Source organism: Spirulina subsalsa FACHB-351, from assembly GCF_026130165.1.
In the GTDB taxonomy this organism is placed as follows: Bacteria; Cyanobacteriota; Cyanobacteriia; order Cyanobacteriales; family Spirulinaceae; genus Spirulina_A; species Spirulina_A subsalsa_A.
Map to the genome: position 1 here is coordinate 1 of NZ_JAIHOM010000082.1, position 22884 is coordinate 22884.

Annotated in this window: 21 protein-coding genes, 2 pseudogenes and 1 CRISPR repeat array; of the genes and pseudogenes, 9 read left to right on the top strand and 14 right to left on the bottom strand. The window is 48.1% G+C overall.

Annotated elements, in window-relative coordinates:
* The 4 genes and pseudogenes from K4A83_RS23435 to K4A83_RS15415 form a co-directional block, all read left to right on the top strand.
* Positions 1–111, top strand: a pseudogene (locus K4A83_RS23435) (RNA-guided endonuclease InsQ/TnpB family protein); the annotation flags it as partial.
* A 314-nt stretch (positions 112–425) separates the two neighbouring features.
* A complete protein-coding gene (locus K4A83_RS15405; RefSeq protein WP_265265503.1) occupies positions 426–2090 on the top strand; it encodes an iron uptake porin in 1665 nt (554 codons plus the stop codon).
* 37 nt (positions 2091–2127) lie between these two features.
* Positions 2128–3597, top strand: a complete 1470-nt coding sequence (locus tag K4A83_RS15410) for a hypothetical protein (protein ID WP_265265504.1) — start codon at positions 2128–2130, stop codon at positions 3595–3597.
* Positions 3598–3798: 201 nt separating this feature from the next.
* Complete coding sequence (locus tag K4A83_RS15415) at positions 3799–4503, top strand: XAC2610-related protein (RefSeq protein ID WP_265265505.1); 705 nt, start codon at positions 3799–3801, stop codon at positions 4501–4503.
* A 123-nt stretch (positions 4504–4626) separates the two neighbouring features.
* Here K4A83_RS15415 and K4A83_RS15420 read toward each other — a convergent pair whose 3' ends face one another.
* From K4A83_RS15420 to K4A83_RS15430, 3 genes are all read right to left on the bottom strand, one after another.
* Positions 4627–5478, bottom strand: a complete 852-nt coding sequence (locus tag K4A83_RS15420; RefSeq protein WP_265265506.1) for a cytochrome c biogenesis protein CcdA — start codon at positions 5476–5478, stop codon at positions 4627–4629.
* Positions 5479–5625: 147 nt separating this feature from the next.
* A complete protein-coding gene (locus K4A83_RS15425) occupies positions 5626–6225 on the bottom strand; it encodes a TlpA family protein disulfide reductase (protein WP_265265507.1) in 600 nt (199 codons plus the stop codon).
* A 211-nt stretch (positions 6226–6436) separates the two neighbouring features.
* Positions 6437–6937 (bottom strand): thioredoxin domain-containing protein, encoded by a 501-nt coding sequence (locus K4A83_RS15430; RefSeq protein WP_265265508.1) that lies wholly within the window; start codon positions 6935–6937, stop codon positions 6437–6439.
* Positions 6938–7271: 334 nt separating this feature from the next.
* Here K4A83_RS15430 and K4A83_RS15435 point away from each other — a divergent pair, with 334 nt between their 5' ends.
* The 4 genes and pseudogenes from K4A83_RS15435 to K4A83_RS15450 all read left to right on the top strand — a co-directional run.
* Positions 7272–7883 carry a cysteine dioxygenase family protein gene (locus K4A83_RS15435; protein WP_265265509.1) on the top strand — a complete coding sequence of 204 codons (612 nt, stop codon included), beginning with the start codon at positions 7272–7274 and terminating at the stop codon, positions 7881–7883.
* Between the two features lie 255 nt (positions 7884–8138).
* Positions 8139–9620, top strand: a complete 1482-nt coding sequence (locus K4A83_RS15440) for a sensor histidine kinase (protein WP_265265510.1) — start codon at positions 8139–8141, stop codon at positions 9618–9620.
* The gene (locus K4A83_RS15445) at positions 9589–10260 is read left to right on the top strand and encodes a response regulator transcription factor (RefSeq protein ID WP_265265511.1); all 672 of its coding nucleotides are present in this window, start codon (positions 9589–9591) and stop codon (positions 10258–10260) included. Before K4A83_RS15440 ends, K4A83_RS15445 begins: the two co-directional genes overlap by 32 nt.
* Before the next feature lie 159 nt (positions 10261–10419).
* Positions 10420–11817, top strand: a pseudogene (locus K4A83_RS15450) (NCS2 family permease); the annotation flags it as partial.
* Positions 11818–11821: 4 nt separating this feature from the next.
* A CRISPR array of direct repeats spans positions 11822–12529; the repeat unit is 37 nt; unit sequence GTTTCAATCCCTAATAGGTATTATAGCGCATTTCAAG.
* A gap of 307 nt (positions 12530–12836) precedes the next feature.
* On the opposite strand, the gene gatC reads toward K4A83_RS15450, so the two are convergent.
* From gatC to K4A83_RS15470, 4 genes are all read right to left on the bottom strand, one after another.
* Positions 12837–13130, bottom strand: a complete 294-nt coding sequence (gene gatC / locus K4A83_RS15455; protein ID WP_265265513.1) for an Asp-tRNA(Asn)/Glu-tRNA(Gln) amidotransferase subunit GatC — start codon at positions 13128–13130, stop codon at positions 12837–12839.
* Positions 13131–13183: 53 nt separating this feature from the next.
* Positions 13184–13705 carry a photosystem I assembly protein Ycf3 gene (locus tag K4A83_RS15460; RefSeq protein WP_265265514.1) on the bottom strand — a complete coding sequence of 174 codons (522 nt, stop codon included), beginning with the start codon at positions 13703–13705 and terminating at the stop codon, positions 13184–13186.
* An 86-nt stretch (positions 13706–13791) separates the two neighbouring features.
* Positions 13792–14025, bottom strand: a complete 234-nt coding sequence (locus K4A83_RS15465) for a hypothetical protein (RefSeq protein ID WP_265265515.1) — start codon at positions 14023–14025, stop codon at positions 13792–13794.
* Entirely contained in the window at positions 14022–14936 is a 915-nt protein-coding gene (locus tag K4A83_RS15470) for a LysR family transcriptional regulator (protein ID WP_265265516.1), read from the bottom strand. Before K4A83_RS15470 ends, K4A83_RS15465 begins: the two co-directional genes overlap by 4 nt.
* 162 nt (positions 14937–15098) lie before the next feature.
* On the opposite strand from K4A83_RS15470, the gene K4A83_RS15475 reads away from it, so the two are divergent.
* On the top strand, positions 15099–15380 hold the full coding sequence (locus tag K4A83_RS15475; protein ID WP_265265517.1) for a hypothetical protein: 282 nt from the start codon (positions 15099–15101) through the stop codon (positions 15378–15380).
* 355 nt (positions 15381–15735) lie between these two features.
* Here K4A83_RS15475 and trpA read toward each other — a convergent pair whose 3' ends face one another.
* The 7 genes from trpA to K4A83_RS15510 form a co-directional block, all read right to left on the bottom strand.
* Entirely contained in the window at positions 15736–16539 is an 804-nt protein-coding gene (gene trpA, locus K4A83_RS15480) for a tryptophan synthase subunit alpha (protein WP_265265518.1), read from the bottom strand.
* A 69-nt stretch (positions 16540–16608) separates the two neighbouring features.
* On the bottom strand, positions 16609–16935 hold the full coding sequence (locus K4A83_RS15485) for a DUF3007 family protein (RefSeq protein WP_265265519.1): 327 nt from the start codon (positions 16933–16935) through the stop codon (positions 16609–16611).
* Between the two features lie 8 nt (positions 16936–16943).
* On the bottom strand, positions 16944–17195 hold the full coding sequence (ndhL, locus tag K4A83_RS15490) for an NAD(P)H-quinone oxidoreductase subunit L (protein WP_265265520.1): 252 nt from the start codon (positions 17193–17195) through the stop codon (positions 16944–16946).
* 241 nt (positions 17196–17436) lie between these two features.
* Positions 17437–18339: a phosphate ABC transporter permease PstA gene (gene pstA, locus K4A83_RS15495; protein WP_265265521.1), complete on the bottom strand. Its 903-nt coding sequence runs from the start codon at positions 18337–18339 to the stop codon at positions 17437–17439.
* 58 nt (positions 18340–18397) lie between these two features.
* The gene (gene pstC / locus K4A83_RS15500; RefSeq protein WP_265265523.1) at positions 18398–19366 is read right to left on the bottom strand and encodes a phosphate ABC transporter permease subunit PstC; all 969 of its coding nucleotides are present in this window, start codon (positions 19364–19366) and stop codon (positions 18398–18400) included.
* A 144-nt stretch (positions 19367–19510) separates the two neighbouring features.
* On the bottom strand, positions 19511–20623 hold the full coding sequence (gene pstS / locus K4A83_RS15505) for a phosphate ABC transporter substrate-binding protein PstS (protein ID WP_265265524.1): 1113 nt from the start codon (positions 20621–20623) through the stop codon (positions 19511–19513).
* Positions 20624–21032: 409 nt separating this feature from the next.
* A partial coding sequence (locus K4A83_RS15510) for a hydantoinase B/oxoprolinase family protein (RefSeq protein ID WP_265265526.1) occupies positions 21033–22884 on the bottom strand: 1852 nt, incomplete at its 5' end.

Below are 22884 nucleotides of genomic sequence, written 5' to 3' on the forward strand. Positions count from 1 at the left end.
ACGGTAGGGCATACCGGATCTAAAGCTTGGGGAGATTTGCCCTCTAGCCTGGTTGGAGCAATCCTGCTAGGTTATGGCGAGTCTGTGAACCAAGAATCCTCGTGCCTTTAGGCCGAGGAGTGTCAAGGGACAGAAACCGGGTTTTAGTGGGGCGGTGTTGGGAAACGAAGCGTCTCTGGGTTAAGTGGGTGGGCAATTTTGCCAGATACAGCTTATGTGCTTTTTATCAAGTCCCATATATAGAGCTTGAGGAATCATAAAACACTATTTATGGCGTATCGAATAATTAGCACCATAGTCTGGTAACAATTCAATAACAGAATAGTTGTATGTTCTTTTAAGTATTGGCAGACTTGATAAAACTGAGTATAATCCTTGGTTAATTTTACGGATATATTGACTCAATACCAATTCAGGGTACTACTGTGAAAATACCAAGCATTGTCTTCCTACAGTCTGGAACTTGGGTTTTATCCAGCGTTCTAACGGGTGCATTCTTGCCGATGTCGATTTTAGCGGCTCCCCTACCGGGGATTCCCTCGGAGAATTCACCCAGTTCTCTCCCCCTCGTGAATGGGGCGATGGGTGCAGAAAACCATCCCATGGCACAGATGAATTCAGTGTCCCAGTTGCGGGATGTGTTCCCCGGAGATTGGGCTTATCAGGCTTTAAGTGAACTGATGACGCGCTATAACTGCCTTGTGGGTTATCCCGACGGCACGTTTCGCGGTCAACGTTCCCTCAGTCGTTATGAGTTTGCGGCGGGCTTAAATGCTTGTTTGCAGAGTATTGAACGCTTGTTAGGGGACGACGACCGACCCACTCAAGGGGATTTAGAGGTCTTGCGACGTTTGGAACAAGAATTTTCCTCAGAATTGGCATTCTTGGGGACGAGAATTGATGGTTTAGAAGCGCGAGTGGCTCAACTGGAAGAGCAACAGTTTTCGACGACGACGAAACTGTTCGGTCAAGCGATTATTGGCTTACAGGGACGGAATAACAATCAATTGGATTTCTTCCCGGTGGATGGGATTGCAGATTTACGGGATCCCTTTACCCAGCCGACGGTGATTACTAATGTGCAGTTGAGTTTATTTACTCAATTTTCCCCTCGGAGTCTGTTGTTAACGGGGTTACAGGCGAGTAATGGACGTTTTCGGTTAACCAATGATACGGCACTGTCCTATGAGGGAGATTTTAATAATCAGAATCAATTCCAATTAAGTGATTTAACCTATCGTCATTTATTTGGCGATCGCCTCGCTTTAATCGTGGGGCCGCGAGGAGTCAATGGGGTGAGTGTCTTTCGGGGGGCGAATCGTGTGGAAAGTGCGGGGTTTGGCCCGGTTTCCGCTTTTGCTCAACGTAACCCGATTATTGCTATCGGTGGAGGTCAAGGAGGACTGGGGTTAGATTGGCAAGTGAGCGATCGCCTAAATGTCCAAGGGTTTTATAGTAGTAGTCTGCCCAATAACGGCGAGTTTGGCGGTTTGTTGGGGGGTGACTTTGGAGATATTACCTCCGGTGTCCAAGTGGCGATCGCACCCAGCAATAATTTAGACCTGACTCTCAACTATCTCTACAATTACTCCCCCCTGGGCAGCTTACGCACAGGCATCGGCGAAGATCAATTAGTTCCCGAAGGAACTCCCCTTAATACCCATGCCTTTGGGATTAATCTCTCTTGGGATGCCACCTCTTGGCTCAATTGGGGGGGCTGGTTTGGTTATACCACCTCCAGCATTCCCAGTGAGTCCGGCACGGTCAACACCGTCAACTGGATGACCTTCCTCAACTTCCCCGACTTAGGTGGCCAAGGGAATTTAGGCGGAATTTACTTCGGGCAACCCCCCAAAATTACCCGTAGTACCCTCCCCACGGGGTTTAATCTCCCCAACCTGTTAGCGGGAGGATTGGGAACCTCTGGGGGGTCACGGAGTACCACAACCCACCTCGAAGCCTTTTATCGTTGGCAGATGACAGATAATATTGCCCTCACCCCGGGGGTGGTTTTTGTCTTGAATCCCGCCCAAAGTAGCGGCAGCGACACCATCACCATTGGTGTTCTACGGACTACCTTTAGTTTCTAACCTGATGATTGTTTTCCATTCTGGAGTTTTTGCAACCATGTTGAAATCTTCCCTGATCCCCTTATTGGTCAGTTGTAGTGCGATCGCCTTATCGGATCCTGCGATCACCCAAACCCTGAGAGTGACTGGAGGCTTTGCCAACTTCCGCGACGCAGAGATTTTCGTCGGTGATCGATTCAACCTAAGCAACGTTTGGGACGGAGCCACACCCACCAGCACCTATATCCGCACCAATCAAGGCGATATTCCCCTCAACGCCCTCTTCAGAACCAGTGTCCTCCCCCAACTCAACGTACCCGCCGGATCCATTCCCCGCGTTGGGACTCAAGGATCCGTCCTCGGCACCCTCTCCTTTCGTGGTTTTTCCGCCTTCGGTCGTCCCACCTTCTTTAACAACCTCCCCACCGAACTCCAATTCACCATTAATCAAATCAACTTCAACAGCTTTGGCCGACCTTACATTCAGTACAACAGCGCCCCCCTCATCATAAGGGAAGTCGGAACCGCCTCCAGTATTGGCGGAAGAGGCACCGTAGAGCGAAATACCCCCGTTGTTTTGATACAATATCAACCCTTCCCCAACCCTCCAGTTGACACTGCCTCCGCCCCGGCCGAGGCCTACACCTTCCAAAGCATCCTAGGCCAGAGTTACAACGCCAACTTTAACACCACCCTCACCGGAGGCTCCGTCCTCGTCCCCAATCCCCCGGGATTCAGTCCTACCGCCTTTGTTCCCACTACCATTCCACCCAGCCCCGGAATCAACAACGTCCTTTCTGACATTAACGAGGCCAGACGCACGACAACTAACACCATCAGCCCCTTTAACACCTTCGGGACAACCTTTGGCGGGATTAATAGTCGGACTCAAGCCACCCCCGCCCTCCCTAGCAACATATCGAGAGGAGCTTTCACCTTCAATAATGTCCCCAGTGGTCGCTGGTATGACCCCCCAATGGCCAACCGTTTTGATTACACCATGATTCCCTCCGCTCAACCCGTTGGTTTAACCAGTCGCGTATTCCCCGGAGTCACAGGAACAGAAATGTCTGATAATTCCCTATTTACCGCCATTGCTGGTCTGCCGGAAAACATTGATCAAGACGACCGTTTCACCGTGTCCGTCGGTGAGATTGTTCTCGGGGAATTTGGTCCTGATGACCGGGTAGATTTTGCCGACTATGCGGACATTTTGGGGGATTTATTAATTAATGGTCGGGGGGTAAAAGCCTTTGCTATCAGTGACATTAACCCCAGCGTCGATGCTTCCAATCCCCTCGCCTTCCCAGTGAAACTTGAATTCAGTACCCCGACTGCCAGCTTTGAAATGCGCGCTCAAGGGGAAGGATTAGAAGCCGGAGATTCTGTCTCTGTGTTATCTGAGGAGGCGATGCAGAGCAAATTCCGCGCCTCTCGGGATTTAGCCCAACGGCGAGAGGCTATTCTCAACGGAGAACCCACTCCCACAGTTGCAACCATTCCTGGGTCAGACTTCGCCAACGACTAGGATTTAAGTTGAATCAGGAAGCCCCATCCTCGCTAACGGCAGGGTGGGGTAGTTCACTCCTTATCATTGTAGAAACCCGGTTTCAAGCTTGAAGTCAGAAACCGGGTTTTTCGCAAGAGTTGGAGGCACTCATGAGAAGATGAACGCAACCCGGTTTCTGTTTAGGCTGAGATAAAATGAACAAAAAACAACGATATTGCAATGGTTTTATCTTCGCCCCCATCCCCTGCACACAACGCCTCAAAACCACAAGCCAAGCCGATCTTAAAGCCCCTGTGGAGTGTAAGCCTCGCCATTACCCTTGTGGCTTGCCAGTCAGGGAATACAACTCCACGGGAGCAGTGGAGAATTGAACAACAAATTCACCCTGACTTACCTCCTTTTACCTTTGTGTTAACAGGGGATATCGTGGAGGAACGAGCGGAAATTGATACTATTGCCATCTATACCCCGGACAATCCCAAGAGTCCACAACAGACTTTAACGGGATTTAACACTACTTTCCCTGATCTCACTACTGGGGGTTTTGTGGTGGAAGATTTAAACTTTGACGGATATCAAGATTTACGCATCCCGCAGTTTTTGCCTTCTTCTCCGAATATCCCTTATTTTTACTGGCTATATAACCCGGAAACGGGGGAATTTGAGCGCAACGAAGATTTAGAAGTAATCACGAGTATAACGGTTCATGAAGATCAAGGCACATTGGAATCCTTCCAAAGGGTCAGCGCCAATACTTTTGTCTTAGAAAATTATGAATTTCGGGAAAAGAATCTGGTGTTAATCCGTCGCATCACGGAAATTTACGGGACTGATGATCAAAAACAAGTGGTCGTAGAAGAGTTGCAGGGGGCTGAATTGGTGGTTATTTCGGATGACATTTTACCCGTAAAAGATGGCGAGTAGGGGAATTGAGAATTGATAATTGATCATTAGGGTCTGCTGAATAACACGCCTACACTTCAGCAAGCCCTAAATAACCCGCCGGACCTGAGCCAATAATCACCAAATTCTCAACTGTCATGGTGCTTAACCTCCGATCAACCATTGAGTCCCGGTGAACAGATAGTAAGCACCTGTCATGATTAAGGCCACGGCACCGAAGCGAATAATCCCCTCGGAGTGTTTCAACAATTGATTACTCTGTTTGGCTAATCCGGTGAACAAACTGGCGAGGAAAATCAGCATGGTGTAGCCGAGGGCATAACTGACCATGGTTAACGTTGCTAAGAGTTGGGAACCTGTGGCAGCCGCGGCCGCTAACACCGCAAATAACACCGGACTGGCACAGGGAGAACTCACTAAGGCAAAGGTTAACCCTACCCCATAGGGGCCGGCTACAGGCACATCTAGGTTCATCTGGGGCAAGGGTAACTGAATCACGCCCATTAACCACAGTCCCATCAGGGCCATAATTAACCCGACAAGGAGATTAATATAGCCTCGATAGTCCACCATCACGGCTCCGGCAAAGGAGGAGACTAGGCCGAATAAGCTTAAAATGGTGACGGCTCCGAGGACAAAGAGTCCGGCCTTGGTGAAGGCGTCAAAACGGGATTTAATTTTTAAGGTGCCAATATAACTCAGGTTAACGGGGAGTAGTGCCAAGATACAGGGCGATACACTGGCTAACAAACCGCCCATAAAGGCGAGGGAAATTAAGATAATAGGATTGGTGGTGTTTTGTTGATCAAACCATTGTTGATAACGATTTTCGACTAGGGAAATCGCCCGTTCAAGGGGGTGACTCATCACCGGACCCAAGGTGATGACTAGGATTAGGGCAAGGAGTCCTAATCCACCGTAAATGAGCCACTTTTTTAAGGCTTTGGGATAGGTGCGGGATTTGCCTGATGGGGCGGATGATTTTGTGGAGGCCACGGAATTTTCTCCTAATCAAGGGGGAATGTTGTATCGTTGGTGTCTGTCTGGATGGGGGGTGGAATTAAGAATTGATAATTAAAAATTGATAATTGATAATTATTTCCGACCAGCAGACTTGCTGAGTAAACCCGGTGATGCTCTAGGTTATTGGGCTAGGGCGGTATCTAATACGGTGGTGTAGTCTGAGAGGGTGGGATTGTTGCGATGTTGGGCGAGGATTTCTCCGGTGTCGGGATTAACAATGGTTAACATTCCGGTTTGAGATTTGTGGGTAGCTAAGAAGTCTCCGAGTCCCAATTCTTGGGCTTTGGCTTCGGCTTCGGCGGTGGTAGTGCGATCGCTCATATCCAACACAACAAAATGGACTTTCCCTGCATAGTCGTCTTTCAGTTGGGATAAGGTGGGGGCAATATTTTCACAAGCTGAACACCAACTTGCATAAATATCCACCACAACGGGTTTCCCTTGCAATTCTGGGGCCAACGGTGCGCTAAGAGATTGAGCTTTAGCTGCACAGGGATTTTTCCCAGCGCAAGGATCGGCTTTAGCTGCACAGGGATTTTTCCCAGCGCAAGGATCGGCTTTAGCTGCACAGGGGTTTTTCCCAGCGCAAGGATCGGATGGGAGTTCTGTTCCAGCATTGGAGGAGGGAGATTTAGCGGCACAGGGATTAGAACAAGCCGCAACACCGCCTAATGTGAGCAGAGAAACAATGGTCAAAGTGGATAAATAACGAACGTTCATGAGGTTTGCCTCCAGTTAATCAAAGGAATCAATAGACATCTCCCCATCTTTAAGTTCAAATCCTTATTGCACTATTCCGATCAAGGGATTTTAGGAGATGTCTAATCAAAATTTGGTGCAGAATTCAAGTGTCAGTTGTAGAGAAAGAGAGCTAGGAAATAAAACCCAATAAACCTAATAAATGGTCTAATTTTTCAGACTTAACTTTACGCTAGGGTGAAGAAATTGCTGAATTTAGCACAGAAGTATAGGCGGACAAATTGGTATTATTACGATGTTGTGCCAAAATATCTCCGGTGGCTGGGTCAATAATGGCAACCATTCCGGTTTGAGACTTATGGGCAGCAAAAAATGAGCCTAAGCCTAATTCTTTTGCCTTAGCTTCTGATGCCTTAGCTTTGGTTTGATCACTGACATCAAACACAATAAAATGCACCTGTTCCCCATATTGTTCCTTAAGTTGGGAGAGGGTTGGGGCAATATTACGACAAGCCGGACACCAACTGGCGTAAATATCGACTACTACAGGTTTTCCTTGTAATTGTGGGGCTAAACGGCCTCCAACGTTACCCGCAGCAGAGGCATGAAGTTCAAGGGAATTCAGAGTTACTGGATGGGGTGAGGCTTGAACAGAATCGGTCAGACTGGCGAGGGATAAACTAGCGGCTACGGTACTGAAAAAAACGCTTGACAAAATGACAGTTTTACGCATATTTGACCTCAGATTGTTTAGGAGTAAATGGCACTGTTCAGGGCAGGAAAGCTGACAGATTGTTAGGTCAACTTCTCAATATTTATAGTTCTTACTTTGAACTGTTATCTTGCATTAAAAGGGGTGGAGATGAAGATTTCCTGAAGAACAGATAGAGATTCGCTAAAAGCTCATTTCAGGAAAAATTCATCTAGAGGTCAGGGATTGATCAGGTTGTTTTTACGTCCTCGGTTTACAATAAAAACGATAAAATCTAAATCTGCCTAGATCTGCCATTGTCAAAAAAATGGGATGTCAAACAAACGGGACAATGGGGCAAGGAACGAGAGGAAGCATGACAAGTCAAGACTGGTTAGTTAATAATGAGGGAGTTTGTAGGGGGGTGGACTGGGGAAACTCAGAGGCTGATTCATTGCGTCCTTATCGGTTGTATCGTTTTTTAACGGATCTCGAAGATATCCTAGAACAAATTCCCGATGATGCGTTGAGATTACAAGCGATTTGTCCTTTGGTGCGCCAACTTTTAAGGAGTTCGTCTTGGCTACAAATCCCGATGGTAGAACCGAATCCTGAGACGGGATGGGGGGTGTTAATGCTCTATGATGAGCCGTTTTTTCCCTTAACGTTGCAGTTAGTGGCTTGGGCGCCTGGAGTGGTTTCTCCGATTCATAATCATGCTTGTTGGGGATTGGTGGCGCTGTTGAGTGGGGATGAGAAAAATACGTTCTGGCGACGTTCTGGGAGGGAGGATGTGCCGGATTCGATTGAAAAAGTAGGCGATCGCATTTTCGGCCCCGGTGATGTTCTATGCCTGATGCCAGAAGCGATTCACCACGTTGAGGCTATTTCCCCGGAACCGACGCTCAGTTTTAATTTATACGGCGAAACGAACTATCAGCAGCGCTTTCAATTTGATGTTCTCACAGGTACAGCGCGCAATTTTTAGTGAATTGTTGGGTTTCGCTTTCGCTTCACCCAACCTACAAATCGCGAAATAATTATTAATTATTAATTATCAATTATCAATTGTTTTGTTGGGTTTCGCTTTCGCTTCACCCAACCTACACATCGCGAAACAATTATCAATTATTAATTATCAATTGTTTTGTTGGGTTTCGCTTTCGCTTCACCCAACCTACAAATCGCGAAACAATTATTAATTATCAATTATTAATTATTGATTATTAGAGGTTTTCCAGTCATGCAACTCGGCCGTTATCTTGCTTTCCTCGTGTCGTTGTGGCCCGGCAAAAAATTTTCGACTTCCTCCCTACAATTCCGCCTAACGTTGGAGTTAGTAACCCTCTCCATTTTAGGATTAGGGAGTATTGCCATTTGGTCGGCTTGGCAAATGGAACAGAATCTAGTGGCGGCTCATAAACAAACTTTAGAATATATTGCACGGCGTTTTCCTGAACAATTAGAATTCTACACAGAAGCCGTTTCCCTAGAAAGGGGACTCGAACAAACCATTGAGCGAGTCTCAACTCCGGAATTATTAGTATGGGTACAAAATCCAGAGGGGCGACTGTTGGCGCGTTCCTCTAATCTGAGTCGGGATGTCCTCGAAATCCGCACTCTAGACTCCCTCGCTAATATCCCGGATAAACCCCAAGTGATTCGCCTCGGCAACCGGGATATTGTCCTCTGTGGCACTCCTTTACTGGTGAATAATCAGGTGGTGGGTCGCTTGTACCTCTCCCAAGATATCACCGGAGATCAACAAAAATTACAGGCTGGATTGTGGCGTTTGTTATGGATTAGTTTGTTGACGATTGTTTTTTTAATGGTGGCGATTTCCCAACGCATTCGCCACGCCATGCACCCCCTCGAACAAATGAGTCAAGTGGCTGGGGCGGTTTCTGCGGATGATTTAACGGGGGCTAAATTAGAACTGCATCAAGCACCGGAGGAAATTTTAGGCCTGGCTACGGCCTTTAATGAGATGTTATGCCGTCTTTCGGGAGCGTGGGAACAACAACGGCAGTTTGTGGGGAATGTGTCCCATGAATTGCGGACTCCTTTAACGGTGGTGGTGGGCTATTTACAAAGTCTAAGCCGACGCAGCACGAATTTAAGCGATTATCAACAACAGGCTTTAGAAACGGCTACGGCAGAGACGGAACGCACTATCCGAATGTTACAGGATTTACTGGATTTAGCTCGGGCGGATACGGGTCATTTACATTTTCGCTCTCAGCCTCTGGTTTTGAATACCTTAATGGCTGAAGTGACGGCTATGAGCCAAAAGGTGAGCAATCGGACGATTCGGTTACTGATGACGGAAGAGGATGTGGTGGTTTGTGCAGATCAAGACCGATTACAACAGGTGTTAATTAATTTGGTGGATAATGGGCTTAAATATTCGGCTCCAGATCAGCCTGTGGATTTAGTGTTAGAACAAACTCAGGACTGCGCTCATATTCATGTTTGCGATCGCGGAATTGGTATTCCCCTTTCCCATCAACAGCGTATTTTTGAACGGTTTTATCGGGTGGATGAGTCAATGACTCGCTCTCGGGACGGTACGGGATTAGGATTAGCGATCGCCAAAAGTCTCATCGAAGCCATGAACGGCCGCATTACCCTGCGTTCCAAACCCCAAGCAGGCAGCACCTTCACCCTCACCCTACCCCTCTGGAAAGCTCCCCATGACTCATCATATCCTCCTAGTCGAAGATGACCCCAAACTCGCCCAATTTATCCGCGCTGAACTTACCTTAGAAGGGTATCAAGTCACCCTCGCCACTAATGGCATTGATGGCCTCAATCTCGCTCGTGAGCAAGAACCGGATTTACTGATTTTAGACTGGATGTTACCGGGTATCTCAGGTCTAGACCTCTGTCTCCGCTTGCGTAAAACGGCCATCAACACCCCCATCATTCTACTCACAGCTAAAGATGACATTCCCGATCGAGTAACTGGGTTAAACGCCGGGGCTGATGATTATGTGACCAAACCCTTTAGTATGGAAGAACTCCTCGCACGCATTCAAGCCCGGTTACGTCGTGCTGGAATCTCACCGGAAGACATTCTACAATTTGAAGACCTCAGCTTAAATCGTCTGACTCGGGAAGTGTATCGCGGTTCTCAACCCATTGAACTCACTGTCAAAGAATTTGAACTCCTTGACCTCCTACTCCGTCACCCCCGACAAGTCTTAACTCGTGACCAAATCCTAGAAAATGTCTGGGGTTATGACTTTATGGGAGAATCTAATATTATTGAGGTCTATGTCCGCGCTTTACGCATCAAAATGGAGATTAACAACGCTAAACGGTTACTGCACACTGTTCGCGGGGTGGGCTATGTTTTACGATAATAATTAATAATATTTTTCCGATTACCTGACCTTAACCAGAGGAGAAAAGGCTTAACTTGTCAAGATTGCCTTATACCCCCGACAAATGTTCACTGATTACTGTTTACTGTTTACTGTTTACTGTTCACTGATTACTGTTTACTGTTTCCTGAGCAAGACATGACAGAAGAACCGGAACAAAAGCCAGATAGCTCCCCAGAATTTGGGGGGGTGGGGGTCAAAATTGCCCAATATTTTGATTTTGCGGGTTTAAAGACCAACTTTCGCACGGAAATTTTAGCGGGAGTGACTACCTTTGTCACAATGGCTTATATTTTGGCTGTTAATCCGGGGATTCTCTCGGCGGCCATTTATTTACAAGAGTCGGGGGACTTGTTTGGGGAGTTGGTGATTGCTACGGCTCTTTCGGCGGCGATCGCAACCTTCATTATGGGACTCTATGGCAACTTCCCCTTTGCCCTCGCCCCCGGCATGGGATTAAACGCCTACTTTGCCTTTTCCGTCGTCATTGGTTTAGGCATTAGTTGGCGCGTAGCACTCGGAGCCGTGCTGATTGAGGGAATTATTTTTATCATCCTCAGTCTATTTAAAGTACGCACCCTCATTGTGGCCATGATTCCCGACTGCATTCGACACGCCACCGCCGCCGGGATTGGTCTATTTATCGCCTATATTGCCCTCTCCGGCAACCCAGAAACCGGGGGCGCTGGGCTAATCGTCGCCAATCCCGCCACCCTCACGGGATTAGGAGACTTAAGCAATCCCAAAACCCTCATGGCCGTTGTCGGAATTTTCCTCACCTCAGCCTTTCTCGCCCGTCGCATTAAAGGGGCGCTACTCTGGGGCATTTTAGCCACTGCTCTCCTAGGCTGGATTTTGGGCATTGCCCCCCCACCTCAAGCCCTCGTCGCCTTGCCTCAACTCCCCGTTGATCTCGTTGGACAGGCTTTTGTGGGGATTGGCGAAATGACTCGCAGTAATGGCTTTGAACTCTTTACCGTGATTTTTGTCTTTCTGTTTGTAGACTTGTTCGACACCGTAGGCACTTTAACCGGATTGGGGGTTAAAGCGGGCTACATTGAAGAAAATGGCGAATTTCCCCGAGTAGATCGGGCGTTCATGGCTGATGCTGTGGGAACCACGGCCGGGGCGATTCTGGGAACTTCTACCGTCACCAGTTACATTGAATCGGCGGCCGGAGTATCGGAAGGGGGGCGTAGTGGTTTCACTGCCGTAGTTACAGCGATTTTATTTGTATTGGCACTGTTTTTTATTCCCATTCTCCAAGCGATTCCCGGTTTTGCTACGGCTCCTGCTTTATTGATTGTGGGGGTATTAATGGCCGGGAGTGTCACCCATATCCGTTGGCAAGATCCGGCTGAGTCCATTCCGGCTTTTCTGACCATTGTGATTATGCCGTTGAGTTATTCCATTGCCGAAGGTTTGGCGGTGGGGTTAATTGCTTATCCGGTGATCAAGTCGTTTCAGGGTAAGTTTCATGAAACGAAGATTGGGATGTGGATCTTGGCGGTGTTGTTTATCCTCAAGTTTGCTCTGGCTAGTTTCAATCCCTAATAGGTATTATAGCGCATTTCAAGATAGTGCGGCGGTCTGCCCCGAGTCCACCGTGCTGTGTGTTTCAATCCCTAATAGGTATTATAGCGCATTTCAAGTTGAAAACACTAAAAAAGAAGTGGGGATACAAATCGTTTCAATCCCTAATAGGTATTATAGCGCATTTCAAGTTGTTTGTCATGGATTGATCTCCAGTAATAGAATGGTTTCAATCCCTAATAGGTATTATAGCGCATTTCAAGTAGGCATGGGTTAGCCACTGCTCAATCACTGCTTTTGCGTTTCAATCCCTAATAGGTATTATAGCGCATTTCAAGCATCCTCTCCCCTCCCATCCTCCCTGGGCAGCCAAATACCCGTTTCAATCCCTAATAGGTATTATAGCGCATTTCAAGAAAATCTATCATCTTTTATTGCTTGCAAGATGGCAGTGTTTCAATCCCTAATAGGTATTATAGCGCATTTCAAGCCAGAACCCGATAAGGGCGATGGTAGTGCGATAAGATTGTTTCAATCCCTAATAGGTATTATAGCGCATTTCAAGGCCAACGGCAACAGGAAGCTCTAGTGTCTCGAAAAGTTTCAATCCCTAATAGGTATTATAGCGCATTTCAAGTTTTAACCCGAAAATGATGGATTATACCAAGAGCCATTAAAGTTTCAATCCCTAATAGGTATTATAGCGCATTTCAAGAGCGGCGACCCGGAAGCGTTACCTTATCTGGTTTTCCCGCCTCACTTGCGCGACACCCACCTCAAAACTATAACACAGCCTTCGGGAAAAAACAAGAAATGGCTGAAACCCTTGCCCTGTAAGGTGCGCGACACCCTCAATCAAACAACCTGCCTCAAACCCAAGCCCCCCAAGCCCTTCAGCCGAATCTGCCTCATGCCCAAAAAAAACACCTACCCCGTCGCGCAAATTGAGGGAGAATGGGCAATCATCCCCCCTCATCTGGGGACGGGGTAGCGTCATTAGAGACAAGTCAAGGGTGTATCAACTAATCCTCTGTACTGAGAATTTGAGGGACTCGGAAAAAATCCCCCTCTTGTTCCGGCGCTTCTTGGAGCATTTTCTCCCGGTCTTCCATCGTCCTTAAAGTATCTGGCCGAGTGACATTGCTAATCTCAATAGCGCGAGTTGTGGGATGAACATTCTCCGTGTCCAATTCTTCGAGTTGCTCGAAATAGTCCAAAATGCTGCTCAATTGTTGCGTAAAAGCCGTTTCCTCCTCCGGTGTTAAGTCTAAACGGGCAAGATGAGCGACTTTATGGACTTGTTCGCGGTCTAACATGGCAATCGTTGGGTGATGAATAGAATTGAGAATTGATAATTGAGAAGGAATGATTAGAAAAATACATCCATTTCTGAGCGACCACTGGTTTTAAGCCAGTTCTGGGCTTCAATGTAATTATTAGGAGCAATGCGGATAGCTTGTTTCCAATACTCCGCAGCCCGGTCAAAGAGGGCTTCTCCTTCGTCCTCATTGCCCGCTTCTTTCGCCCGTTCCCCTTGGTAATGATAAATTACAGCAATATTATTCAGAGCTTGGGGCATTTTCGGGTTAAGGTCAATGGCCTCATGATAAAATTCTAGGGCTTTCTCGTGTTCCCCGTTGCTGGCGTAAATTAGCCCCATATTGTAGAGGATATAACTGCGGTCGTTGGAGTCGTTTTCCAGTTTCAGGGCTTCTTGATAGTTTTCGAGCGCTTCGGCATATTCCCCATCAGCTTGAGCAGACATTCCATCACGGTAGTAGGCAAAAGCTTCTTTCGCTTGTTGATTAGTAGGCAACATCTTGAGGATTAAGTCTGCCATGACGGTAAAGCTTTTATCTATAAAATTATCGTTGCGTTGGGTGCGTGGCATGGTTTTTAAATAAGGTTTTGGTTAAATCATCGACTATTGATCCTAGCTTATTTAGGCAGATTTGAGTCAGCTTTTCACTAGAATAGTTACTGTTCGTAGTTCCGTTGGTAGTTGCGCTTCAGCGCCAATCCGCAGTTCAACTTCCGTTCGTAGTTGCGCTTCAGCGCCAATCCGCAGTTCAACTTCCGTTCGTAGTTGCGCTTCAGCGCCAATCCGCAGTTCAACTTCCGTTCGTAGTTGCGCTTCAGCGCCAGTCCGCAGTTCAACTTCCGTTCGTAGTTGCGCTTCAGCGCCAATCCGCAGTTCAAGCGCCAGTTCACCCCGCCAGCGCTTCTCGAAACTGCCCAGTATTGCGGAGCGCATCGAGAAAAGCGAAAACGGCGGGAGAGTGGAGAGCATTTTTCAAGATAGAGGGGCCTAAAGTACGAGAGAGGTAGTAGGGAAGGCGACAGACTTGGAGGCCACTGGGTATGGGAGCGGCGGCAAGACGGGGGAGGATAGCCGCACCGAGGCCTTGCTGTACCATGCTGATCATGGTGGAGTCTTCCCGGATGCGGTAGGCGATGGTGAGGGGGATGGGGGATTGTTCGATACATTGCCCAGTACGCAGACAACAGGAGCCAGAGGCTGAGACAATGAGGGGATAGCGGGCGAGTTCTTCCCAGTCGATTTGGCTGTTTTGGGGGGCGGCATGGGGGGGGAGGAGAATAATATAGTCGTCTTCGAGGAGTTCCCAGCTTTCGATGTCGTCGCCTCGGATTACGTCTCCGATGGCGATATCTACTTCTTGCCGTCTGAGGAGTTTTTCGATGTCTTGTTGAGCGTCGAATTCGTAGATGGTGAGGGTAATTTGAGGATAGTGGCTGTGGAGACGGGCGATCGCACTCGGTAAAATATTCGTCGCTACACTGCGAAAAGCGGCGATTTTCACCTCTCCCCCTTCTAGTCCTTTGGCGTGATTGGCTTCGTTGGCAATGCTATCCAACAAGTCCAAGACTTGCCGCGCTTGTTGCAGAATATTGTAGCCAATGGGGGTCAGTTGCGCCCCGTGTCTGCCCCGTTTTAGCAGTTGTACGCCGAGTTCCTCTTCTAAGTTGGCGATCGCATGACTAATCGTAGATTGCGATAATTCCAGCCGTAACGCCGCCGCGCTAAAGTTCCCTTCCTCCGCCACAGTGACTAAGGCGCGCAGTTGAGAGATTTTTAGGTTATAGGGATTAATTTTCTGCATAGTCCTCCTAAGCTACCCAAGCCTAGTGTCATTGTGGGAGGGGAATTTATTTTTATCTATTAATTTTATCGATAGAACCTATCGATGTCATCTGTTGTATGTTCAATGCTGCACTGGCTAGAGTATTTATAGAGTGCTAAATAACAAGGGGGACAGACAAATATGCTACCTATAGCTACAACACAAAACTCTACAAATCTTGACTTTTCTTTAGTTAAAGATGAAGCAAAAACCACGAATCAGCTTGGTTTGAGTTCTGTCCTTAATCAATTCTTCACAGCTTTTGTTCAATTTATGACTCAAGGAAATGAGCCGAAAATTACCATTAAGAAAAATGATCAAGGTGAAGTTTTTTATCACGTTTATGATCCTCTGACTCGCAACAAAGACCTCTTCACCTCCGAGCAGGATGTAAGGGTCTGGTTAGAAAAGCGTTATGGTTAATTGGGGCTGGCTGAATAACTTGGGGAGCAGGGGAGCAGGGGAGCAGGGGAGCAGGGGAGAAGTAATAGGGAATTGATAATTGACAATTGACAATTGTTTCCGACTCCCGATTCCCGACTCCCTGTTCCCTTGTTGAGTCTAGCATTAGGCTGTTTCAGCAAACCCTAATATAGGGCTGGCTGAACAAGTCTGCTAGTCGGTGGTGGCTGCATCTCGACTGCGCTCGATAAGCACTTAGTCGAAGTGGAATCGGCATCCTTGCTAGTTTTCCTTAACATCCAATGCGCTGAAGCGCAACTACAAGCCCTAATTATCAATTGTCAATTATTAATTATTAATTTCTACATCTTACGGATTACTGGTCAGTAACAATCGCAGCCTTTAAACTTCGGCAAAATTCCCCAATGGCCTTTAATCCCTCTGGCGGGGAATTTTCTGCTAGGCGCTTGACAAAAGCGCTGCCAACAATCACCGCATCTGCACCCCAAGCTTTAATCTGTTGGGCGTGTTCCGGCTGAGAAATGCCAAAGCCAACACCAATCGGCTTATCCGTCATACCCCGTAGGCTAGGGATGATGTCTTTTACTCTAGAAGCGACTTCAGTACGAGTTCCCGTCACTCCGGTAACGCTGACGAGATAAATAAAGCCTTGGGATTGTTTTGCGATCGCCTCAATCCGTTCTTTGGGACTTGTCGGAGCCACCAACAACGTTACATCAATCCCTTGAGCCGCCGCCGGTTTTAATAAAACCTCCGCTTCTTCTAAAGGCAAATCCGGCACAACTAAACCCTTCACTCCCGCTTGAGCCACTTGGGCGAGAAAATTGTCAATCCCCCGATAAAAAATTGGGTTGTAGTAAGTAAACAAGATAATGGGAGCCTTCACCTCTCCCTGTACCGATTGAACCACCTCTAACACCTTATCCAGTGTTACCCCCTGTTGTAACGCACGGGTAGCAGCCGCTTGAATCACCGGACCATCGGCCAAGGGATCCGAGTAAGGCACCCCCAACTCAATTAAATCCGCCCCCGATTGATCTAATACTCTTAAAGCTTCGGCCGTTGTCCCTAAATTTGGATCTCCGGCCGTAATAAAAGGGATGAGGGCGCAAGTTCCTTGTTTTTTCAGAGCTTGGAAACAATCAGAAACAGAGGTCATGGGGGGTTGAAAGGTGAAAGACACAGACCTTTGATCTTATCAGAATTTGGCGCAGGGGATGAGGTATTGCTACGTCTCAGATTGGGAGGAGTGGGCCCGCTCTTCTTGCTCTATTTCCGCTTCGAGTTGGGCTAACTCCTCGGGACTCATTTCCTCCAAACGCTTTTGTAGAACCGCGTCCTCGTAATCTTTCAACTGTTGATGATAGGTCATTTTGCCAGCGCCTACCCGGAACAAATAGGTGGCTAACCAGCCCAAAAGACCCACCACCATCAAGGCTTGTGTCCAGATTCCGGCTTGAATGCCATCCAGTCCAAACCATTGGAAACCCCAGTAGAGGAAAGCACCCGCGCCAAAAATCACTAGGGTCAAGGCGATCGCATCAATTCGTCGCATACTCTCTTTTAAGCTCCGACTTGACGGCGTTTCGGACGAAAATTGAGGAAGGGGGAGAGCAACAACAATCCGGGGAACAGGAAGAAAACAAAGAAATACATCACCGTCCGTTCCACAGAACTCGCCACATACCAACGTTGATTCAAATACCAATAGAGAACTGAAGGGAGAATCAACAAATATAAACCACTCAACACCAGATACAACAAGGCGGTCAAGGTTGTGGCCACATCTAAACTCAGAACACTCAGATCAATCATGGGGAGTTCACTCACTGGGCTAAAAACACCTATTTTAGTCTACATGGATCCCAGAAGATCGACAGCCCACCCCTGAAATCCACCACTTGCAGCTAGAGAATCGTCGAAGTGGAGTCGGGAGTCGGGGAGCGGGGGAGAGGGGGAGCGGGGGAGAAATTATCAATTGACAATTGACAATTGACAATTATCAATTATCAATTATCAATTCCCTAGCCCCACGAGTAGAGTTATTCAGCAAGCCCTAGCTATAAAACGCCTTCTGTTTGCCCGCCAAACGAGCCACAATACTGAAAATCAACACAATGGCCACTAAAACCATTGCCGCCGCCCAAGCCAAATCTTGAGAAGCCTTATAGGGGATAATCGAGAAGAAATAAATCAACACAGGCAACGTCGCAATGGGCTGCATGGGATCTGTTGCCCAGAAATTATTATTAAACGCCGTAAACAATAAAGGCGCAGCTTCCCCGGCCGCCCGTGCCAAGGCCAACACGACCCCAGTAATAATGGCCGGGAGTGCCGCCGGGATAATAATGGAAATCACCATCTGAAAACGGGTAGACCCCACCCCGATGGCCGCCTGACGCATTTCATTGGGAACTAATAACAGCGCTTCTTCTGTGGCTCGAACAATAATCGGTAACATCAACACCGCCAACGCCACACCACCGGAAAAAGCAGAAAACCCCCCCATCGGCATCACCACGACAGAGTAGGCAAAAAGTCCGCATAAGATAGCTGGCACCCCCGTTAATACGTTGGCGGAAAACTTGACGAGATAGGCGATTTTACTCCCTCGGCCAAATTCAGCTAAATAAATGGCCGATAAGATACCAAAAGGCACCGCAATGGAGCTAGCAATGGCGAGGGTGATTAAAGTCCCGATAATGGCATGACCAAACCCCCCTTCTGTTAAACCGGGAGGCGGGGGGAGTTGGGTAAAGGTATCGGGAAACTTCAGTTGATTGACCCCTTTAGCGGAGACATTAATCACCACCATAAACAGGGGAATTAAGATCGCCGTAGTGAAAATAAAGGTCAGTGACGTAAGAATAATGCTCAACATCCGCCGATGGAGAGCGACGGATTTTTTAGAGAGGTCAAATTGACCGTTATCGAATAGGGATGAGGGCTGATTGTCCACGGTATCTAAGGTTATTTACTCTGGAACGAACAAGATGGCAATTTGTACCCGAGGGGGTTTATTCAATATTTTGGAAGCGGCGAATGATTAACTCGGCCAAGATGTTCACAATGAGGGAGAGAACCATTAACACCAAACCTGCATACATCAAGGCGGAGACTTGCAAGCGTCCGGCTTCTCCGAACTGAGAGGCAATGAGTCCGGTAATGGTCGCACCGGGCTGGAGAATAGAGATATCAATACGATTGGCATTCCCTACCATCATGGCGGCTACCATGGTTTCTCCCATCGCACGACCGAGGGCGAGCATGACGGAACTAATAATCCCCGAGAGTCCGGCGGGAATCAGCACTTTAAGGATGGTTTCCCAACGGGTCGCGCCTAGAGCTAAAGAGCCAGCGCGGAGGGAGGGGGGCAACACTTCAAAGGTGCTGCGAGTGATGGAAATAATGAGGGGAACAATCATCAGGGAGAGGACTAAACCCACCACTAAGAGGTTATTCCCTCGGGGTGCGCCACCGCCAAAAATGGGAATCCAGCCGAAAGTGTTATTGAGGAATTGAAAGAAGGGGCGCAGGAAGGGAATTAAGACGAAAATCCCCCAGAGTCCTAACACAACGCTGGGAATGGCCACAATTAACTCGATGGCGAAGGCGATGGGGGTGGTGATGTAGCGGGGAACAAAATCCTCGGTCAGAAAAACGGCCACCCCTACCCCCACGGGAATGGCGATGAGGAGGGCGATAAAGGAGGTAACGAGGGTGCCGTAGATTTGGGGGAGAACGCCGTAAATGTTGGTGACGGGGTTCCAGGTCATGGTGGTTAGAAACCCTAAACCGAACTGCTGAATGGCGGGGAGGCTGGAGTTGGCGGTCTGGAGAATCACCCAGATTAAGACTGCTCCGGCGCTGATGGCAAGGAGGAGGGTTAACCCCCAAAAGCCGACATCTAAGACGCGATCGCTACTAATTTTTTTCTCTAAACTGGGAGCAGGAACTTTATCCTGTATGTCGTCAAAAGTTGTCATGATAGTTCGGGATGAGACACAAAACCAAGGAAGCAAAAAACCGGGTTTCTGGGACTATTTTGGCAGTTTAACCAAGATTTAGGCAAGAAACCCGGCGGCTTTTCCTTTAGCACGCTACGCGAACGGCATAACCCACATTAGGGTTTATTTAACGGTAACGGCATCTAATTCTTTTTTGATCCGAGCAACTATGCTATCCGGCATCGGCACATAGAACAACTCCTCGGTAATGGCACGCCCTTCAGGCCCGAGGGTCCACTCTAACACCTCTTTGAGCGCGTCCCACTTGTTAGCATCGCTATATTCCCGATAGACCATCACCCAAACCAGACCCGAGATGGGGTAAGCGTCGGGATGTTCAGGATCGGGAACTAACAGGGCGAAGTCGTCGGGCATCTCGACCCCTTCAAAGGCTAAGGACGCATTAGCTGGGAGGGGATCCGGGAAGTTGCCAGCTTTGTTTTCAATACGAGCAACGGGGATATTGTTCAATTGGGCGAAGGCATAGGACAGATAACCAATCGCGCCTTCATTTTGTTGAATCCCGGCAGCAACCCCTTCATTCCCTTGACCACCAATCCCAACGGGCCAGTCTACAGAAGTCCCGGCTCCGGCGGGCCAATCGGGACAGATGGTGTTGATATGGTTGGTAAATACAAAGGTGGTGCCGGAACCGTCGGAACGGTGGACAAAGGTGATAGGTTGGTCGGGAAATTCTACGCCTTCGTTGTCGGCTGCGATCGCGGGATCATTCCAGTTGGTAATCGTACCGCCTACAATGCCACAATAAGTTGTCCGGGAGAACTTCAACTCGGCATCTACCCCCGGCAGATTATAGGCGAAAATCACATACCCCCCCACTAAAGGCAGTTGCAGAGGTTCGTAGGGGTAAGCATCCTTAAAGGATTTCAAACGGTCAGCCGACTCGGTAATGGGTGCTTCACTCGCTCCAAAGTCTACGGTACCATTGATATACTGTTCCAACCCGGCACCACTACCGACGGATTGATAACTCACTTGAACCATGGAGTCTACTTGGCGGTTGAAGGTGTCAAACCAACGCTGGAATAAGGGAGCGGGGAAGGTTGCCCCCGCGCCACTAATGGCAACGGTGGAGGTTCGGCCACTGCCTTCTGTCTCCCCATTATTAGCGACTTCCCCCCCACAGGCCACTAAACCCGCAGAAAGAGCCGCAACAGATAAGAGTTTGACGCTGCGCCAAGAAAACAGTTGAGACGGGAAATTTAAAGATAACATCAGACCTCGAAAAAATGTGAATATACTGTTTTGCAAGGGAAAATTAAGCAGAGGAGAAAATTGTTTTTTGGTGTTTTCGCTCCAAACCCAAAACAACAACGGACTAAAATTGAACTGAAATCGAACTTGAGGAAATTTAGCTGGGTGTGATTGAGTGAACAGGATTGAATTAGCGTGATTTGGGCGAATGAAACTCGGGGTGACAATTGTTTGATCAGCCCAATTTTGACAGGTCTAGTTCCTATCACTACAACCCGTCCTCTGCCTAAGAATTCGGCTGTTCTGACCCCGTGATTGCTGCCAAAATAGGACAACAAGCTACCCTAGTAATGAGTTCCTAAGTCATGGAGCATACTTTGACCAGCTTAGTAACCATAAGGGATTTTAGGGAGTCAAGGTTAACCCATGTTTAAGGGTTCAGATTTTTTGCTAATCCCAGTCCTCCCCCTCCGGGAGTTTCAATGACAAAACAATCCCCCGCTTCTAGTTCAACCATCGCTGTATTGCCCAATTCTTCTCGGATTTCCCCCCGTCGTAAAACATAATTTTTGCCCGGTAATCCGGCCTCTCCCCCGGCTAATCCAAAGGGGGCCACCCGTCGGCGACTCGATAAAATCGCCGCCGTCATGGGTTCTAAAAACTGAATTTGACGAATTACGCCATTTCCTCCCTTAAACAAGCCGTCTCCGCCGCTCTGGGGGCGAATGGTGAAGCTTTTTAAGAGGACTGGAAACCGCCATTCTAAGACTTCGGGATCGGTGAGGCGGGAGTTGGTCATGTGGGTTTGTACGGCATCGGTTCCGTTAAAGGTTACTCCGGCACCAGATCCCCCACAAATGGTTTCATAATATTGATATTTTTCATTGCCAAAGGTGAAGTTATTCATAGTCCCTTGAGCGGCGGCCATAATCCCTAATGCCCCATATAAACAGTCGGTAATCAGTTGAGAGGTTTCTACATTCCCAGCGACGACGGGGGCGGGGAATTGGGGGTTGAGTAAGCAGCCGGAAGGGATGATAATTTCCAAGGGTTTTAAACACCCAGCATTGAGGGGAATATCTTGATCAATTAAGCTGCGAAAGACGTATAAAACGGCGGCTTTACAAATGGCAGATGGGGCGTTATAGTTACTATTAGTTTGCGGGGATGTTCCGGTAAAATCAATCACGGCTCGATTATGGTTCAGGTGGGTTTTATCCCGATGAATGGTAATTTTAACCTGAATTTTTTCCCCACTATCTAATTCTGTACTAAATTCCCCATCTTTTAAGACATTAATCACTCGCCGAACACAAAGCTCGGCATTGTCTTGAACGTAACCCATATAAGCTTGCACGGTTTCTAAGCCGTATTGTTGCACCATTTTTTGCAGTTCCTGCACGCCTTTTTCATTGGCGGCGATTTGGGCTTGTAGGTCGGCGATATTTTGGGTTAAGTTGCGGACAGGATAGGGGCTATGGGTTAATAATTCAATCAGTTCTGACTCGCGAAAAATCCCCTGATCAACTAACTGGAAATTATCGATCAAAATGCCCTCTTCTTCTACCCTTGTACTATGGGGGGGCATGGAACCGGGGGTAATGCCGCCGATATCGGCATGATGCCCGCGAGAGGCGACGTAAAAGAGGGGTTTTGATGGGAGATCATGGGGGTGAAAAACGGGGGTAATAACGGTAATATCGGGGAGGTGGGTTCCGCCATTGTAGGGGTTATTGAGGGCGTAGACATCGCCGGGTTTAAAGGGGTGTTGTTGATTTTCAATTAAGCGGGTGACGCTTTCGCCCATTGAGCCTAAATGAACGGGTATATGGGGGGCGTTGGCGACTAATTGACCTTGCTGATCAAAAATGGCGCAGGAGAAGTCTAAACGCTCTTTAATGTTGACAGAATAACTGGTGTTTTGGAGGGTTGTCCCCATTTGTTCGGCGATGGAACGGAAGAGGTTATTAAAGATTTCTAAGAGGACGGGATCGGCTTGATTTGGGCTGGGGATGGTGTTAGGGGAGAGGGTTGGGCTGGCGACTTGGCGTAAAATTAGGTGCTGGTAGGGGTTGACTTCGGCTTGCCAACCGGGTTCCAGGACATTGGTTCCGGTGGGTTCGATGATTAGGGCGGGACTGGGAATAATATCACCGGGTTGGAGGTCTTCCCGTTGGTAGACGGGGGCTTGATGCCATTGATCGGCGGTGTAAAGGGGGACGGTGGTGAGGGGTTGGGGGGGGTGGGGTGTGGTGCGGGGGTGGGTCTTTTCGGGGGGGATT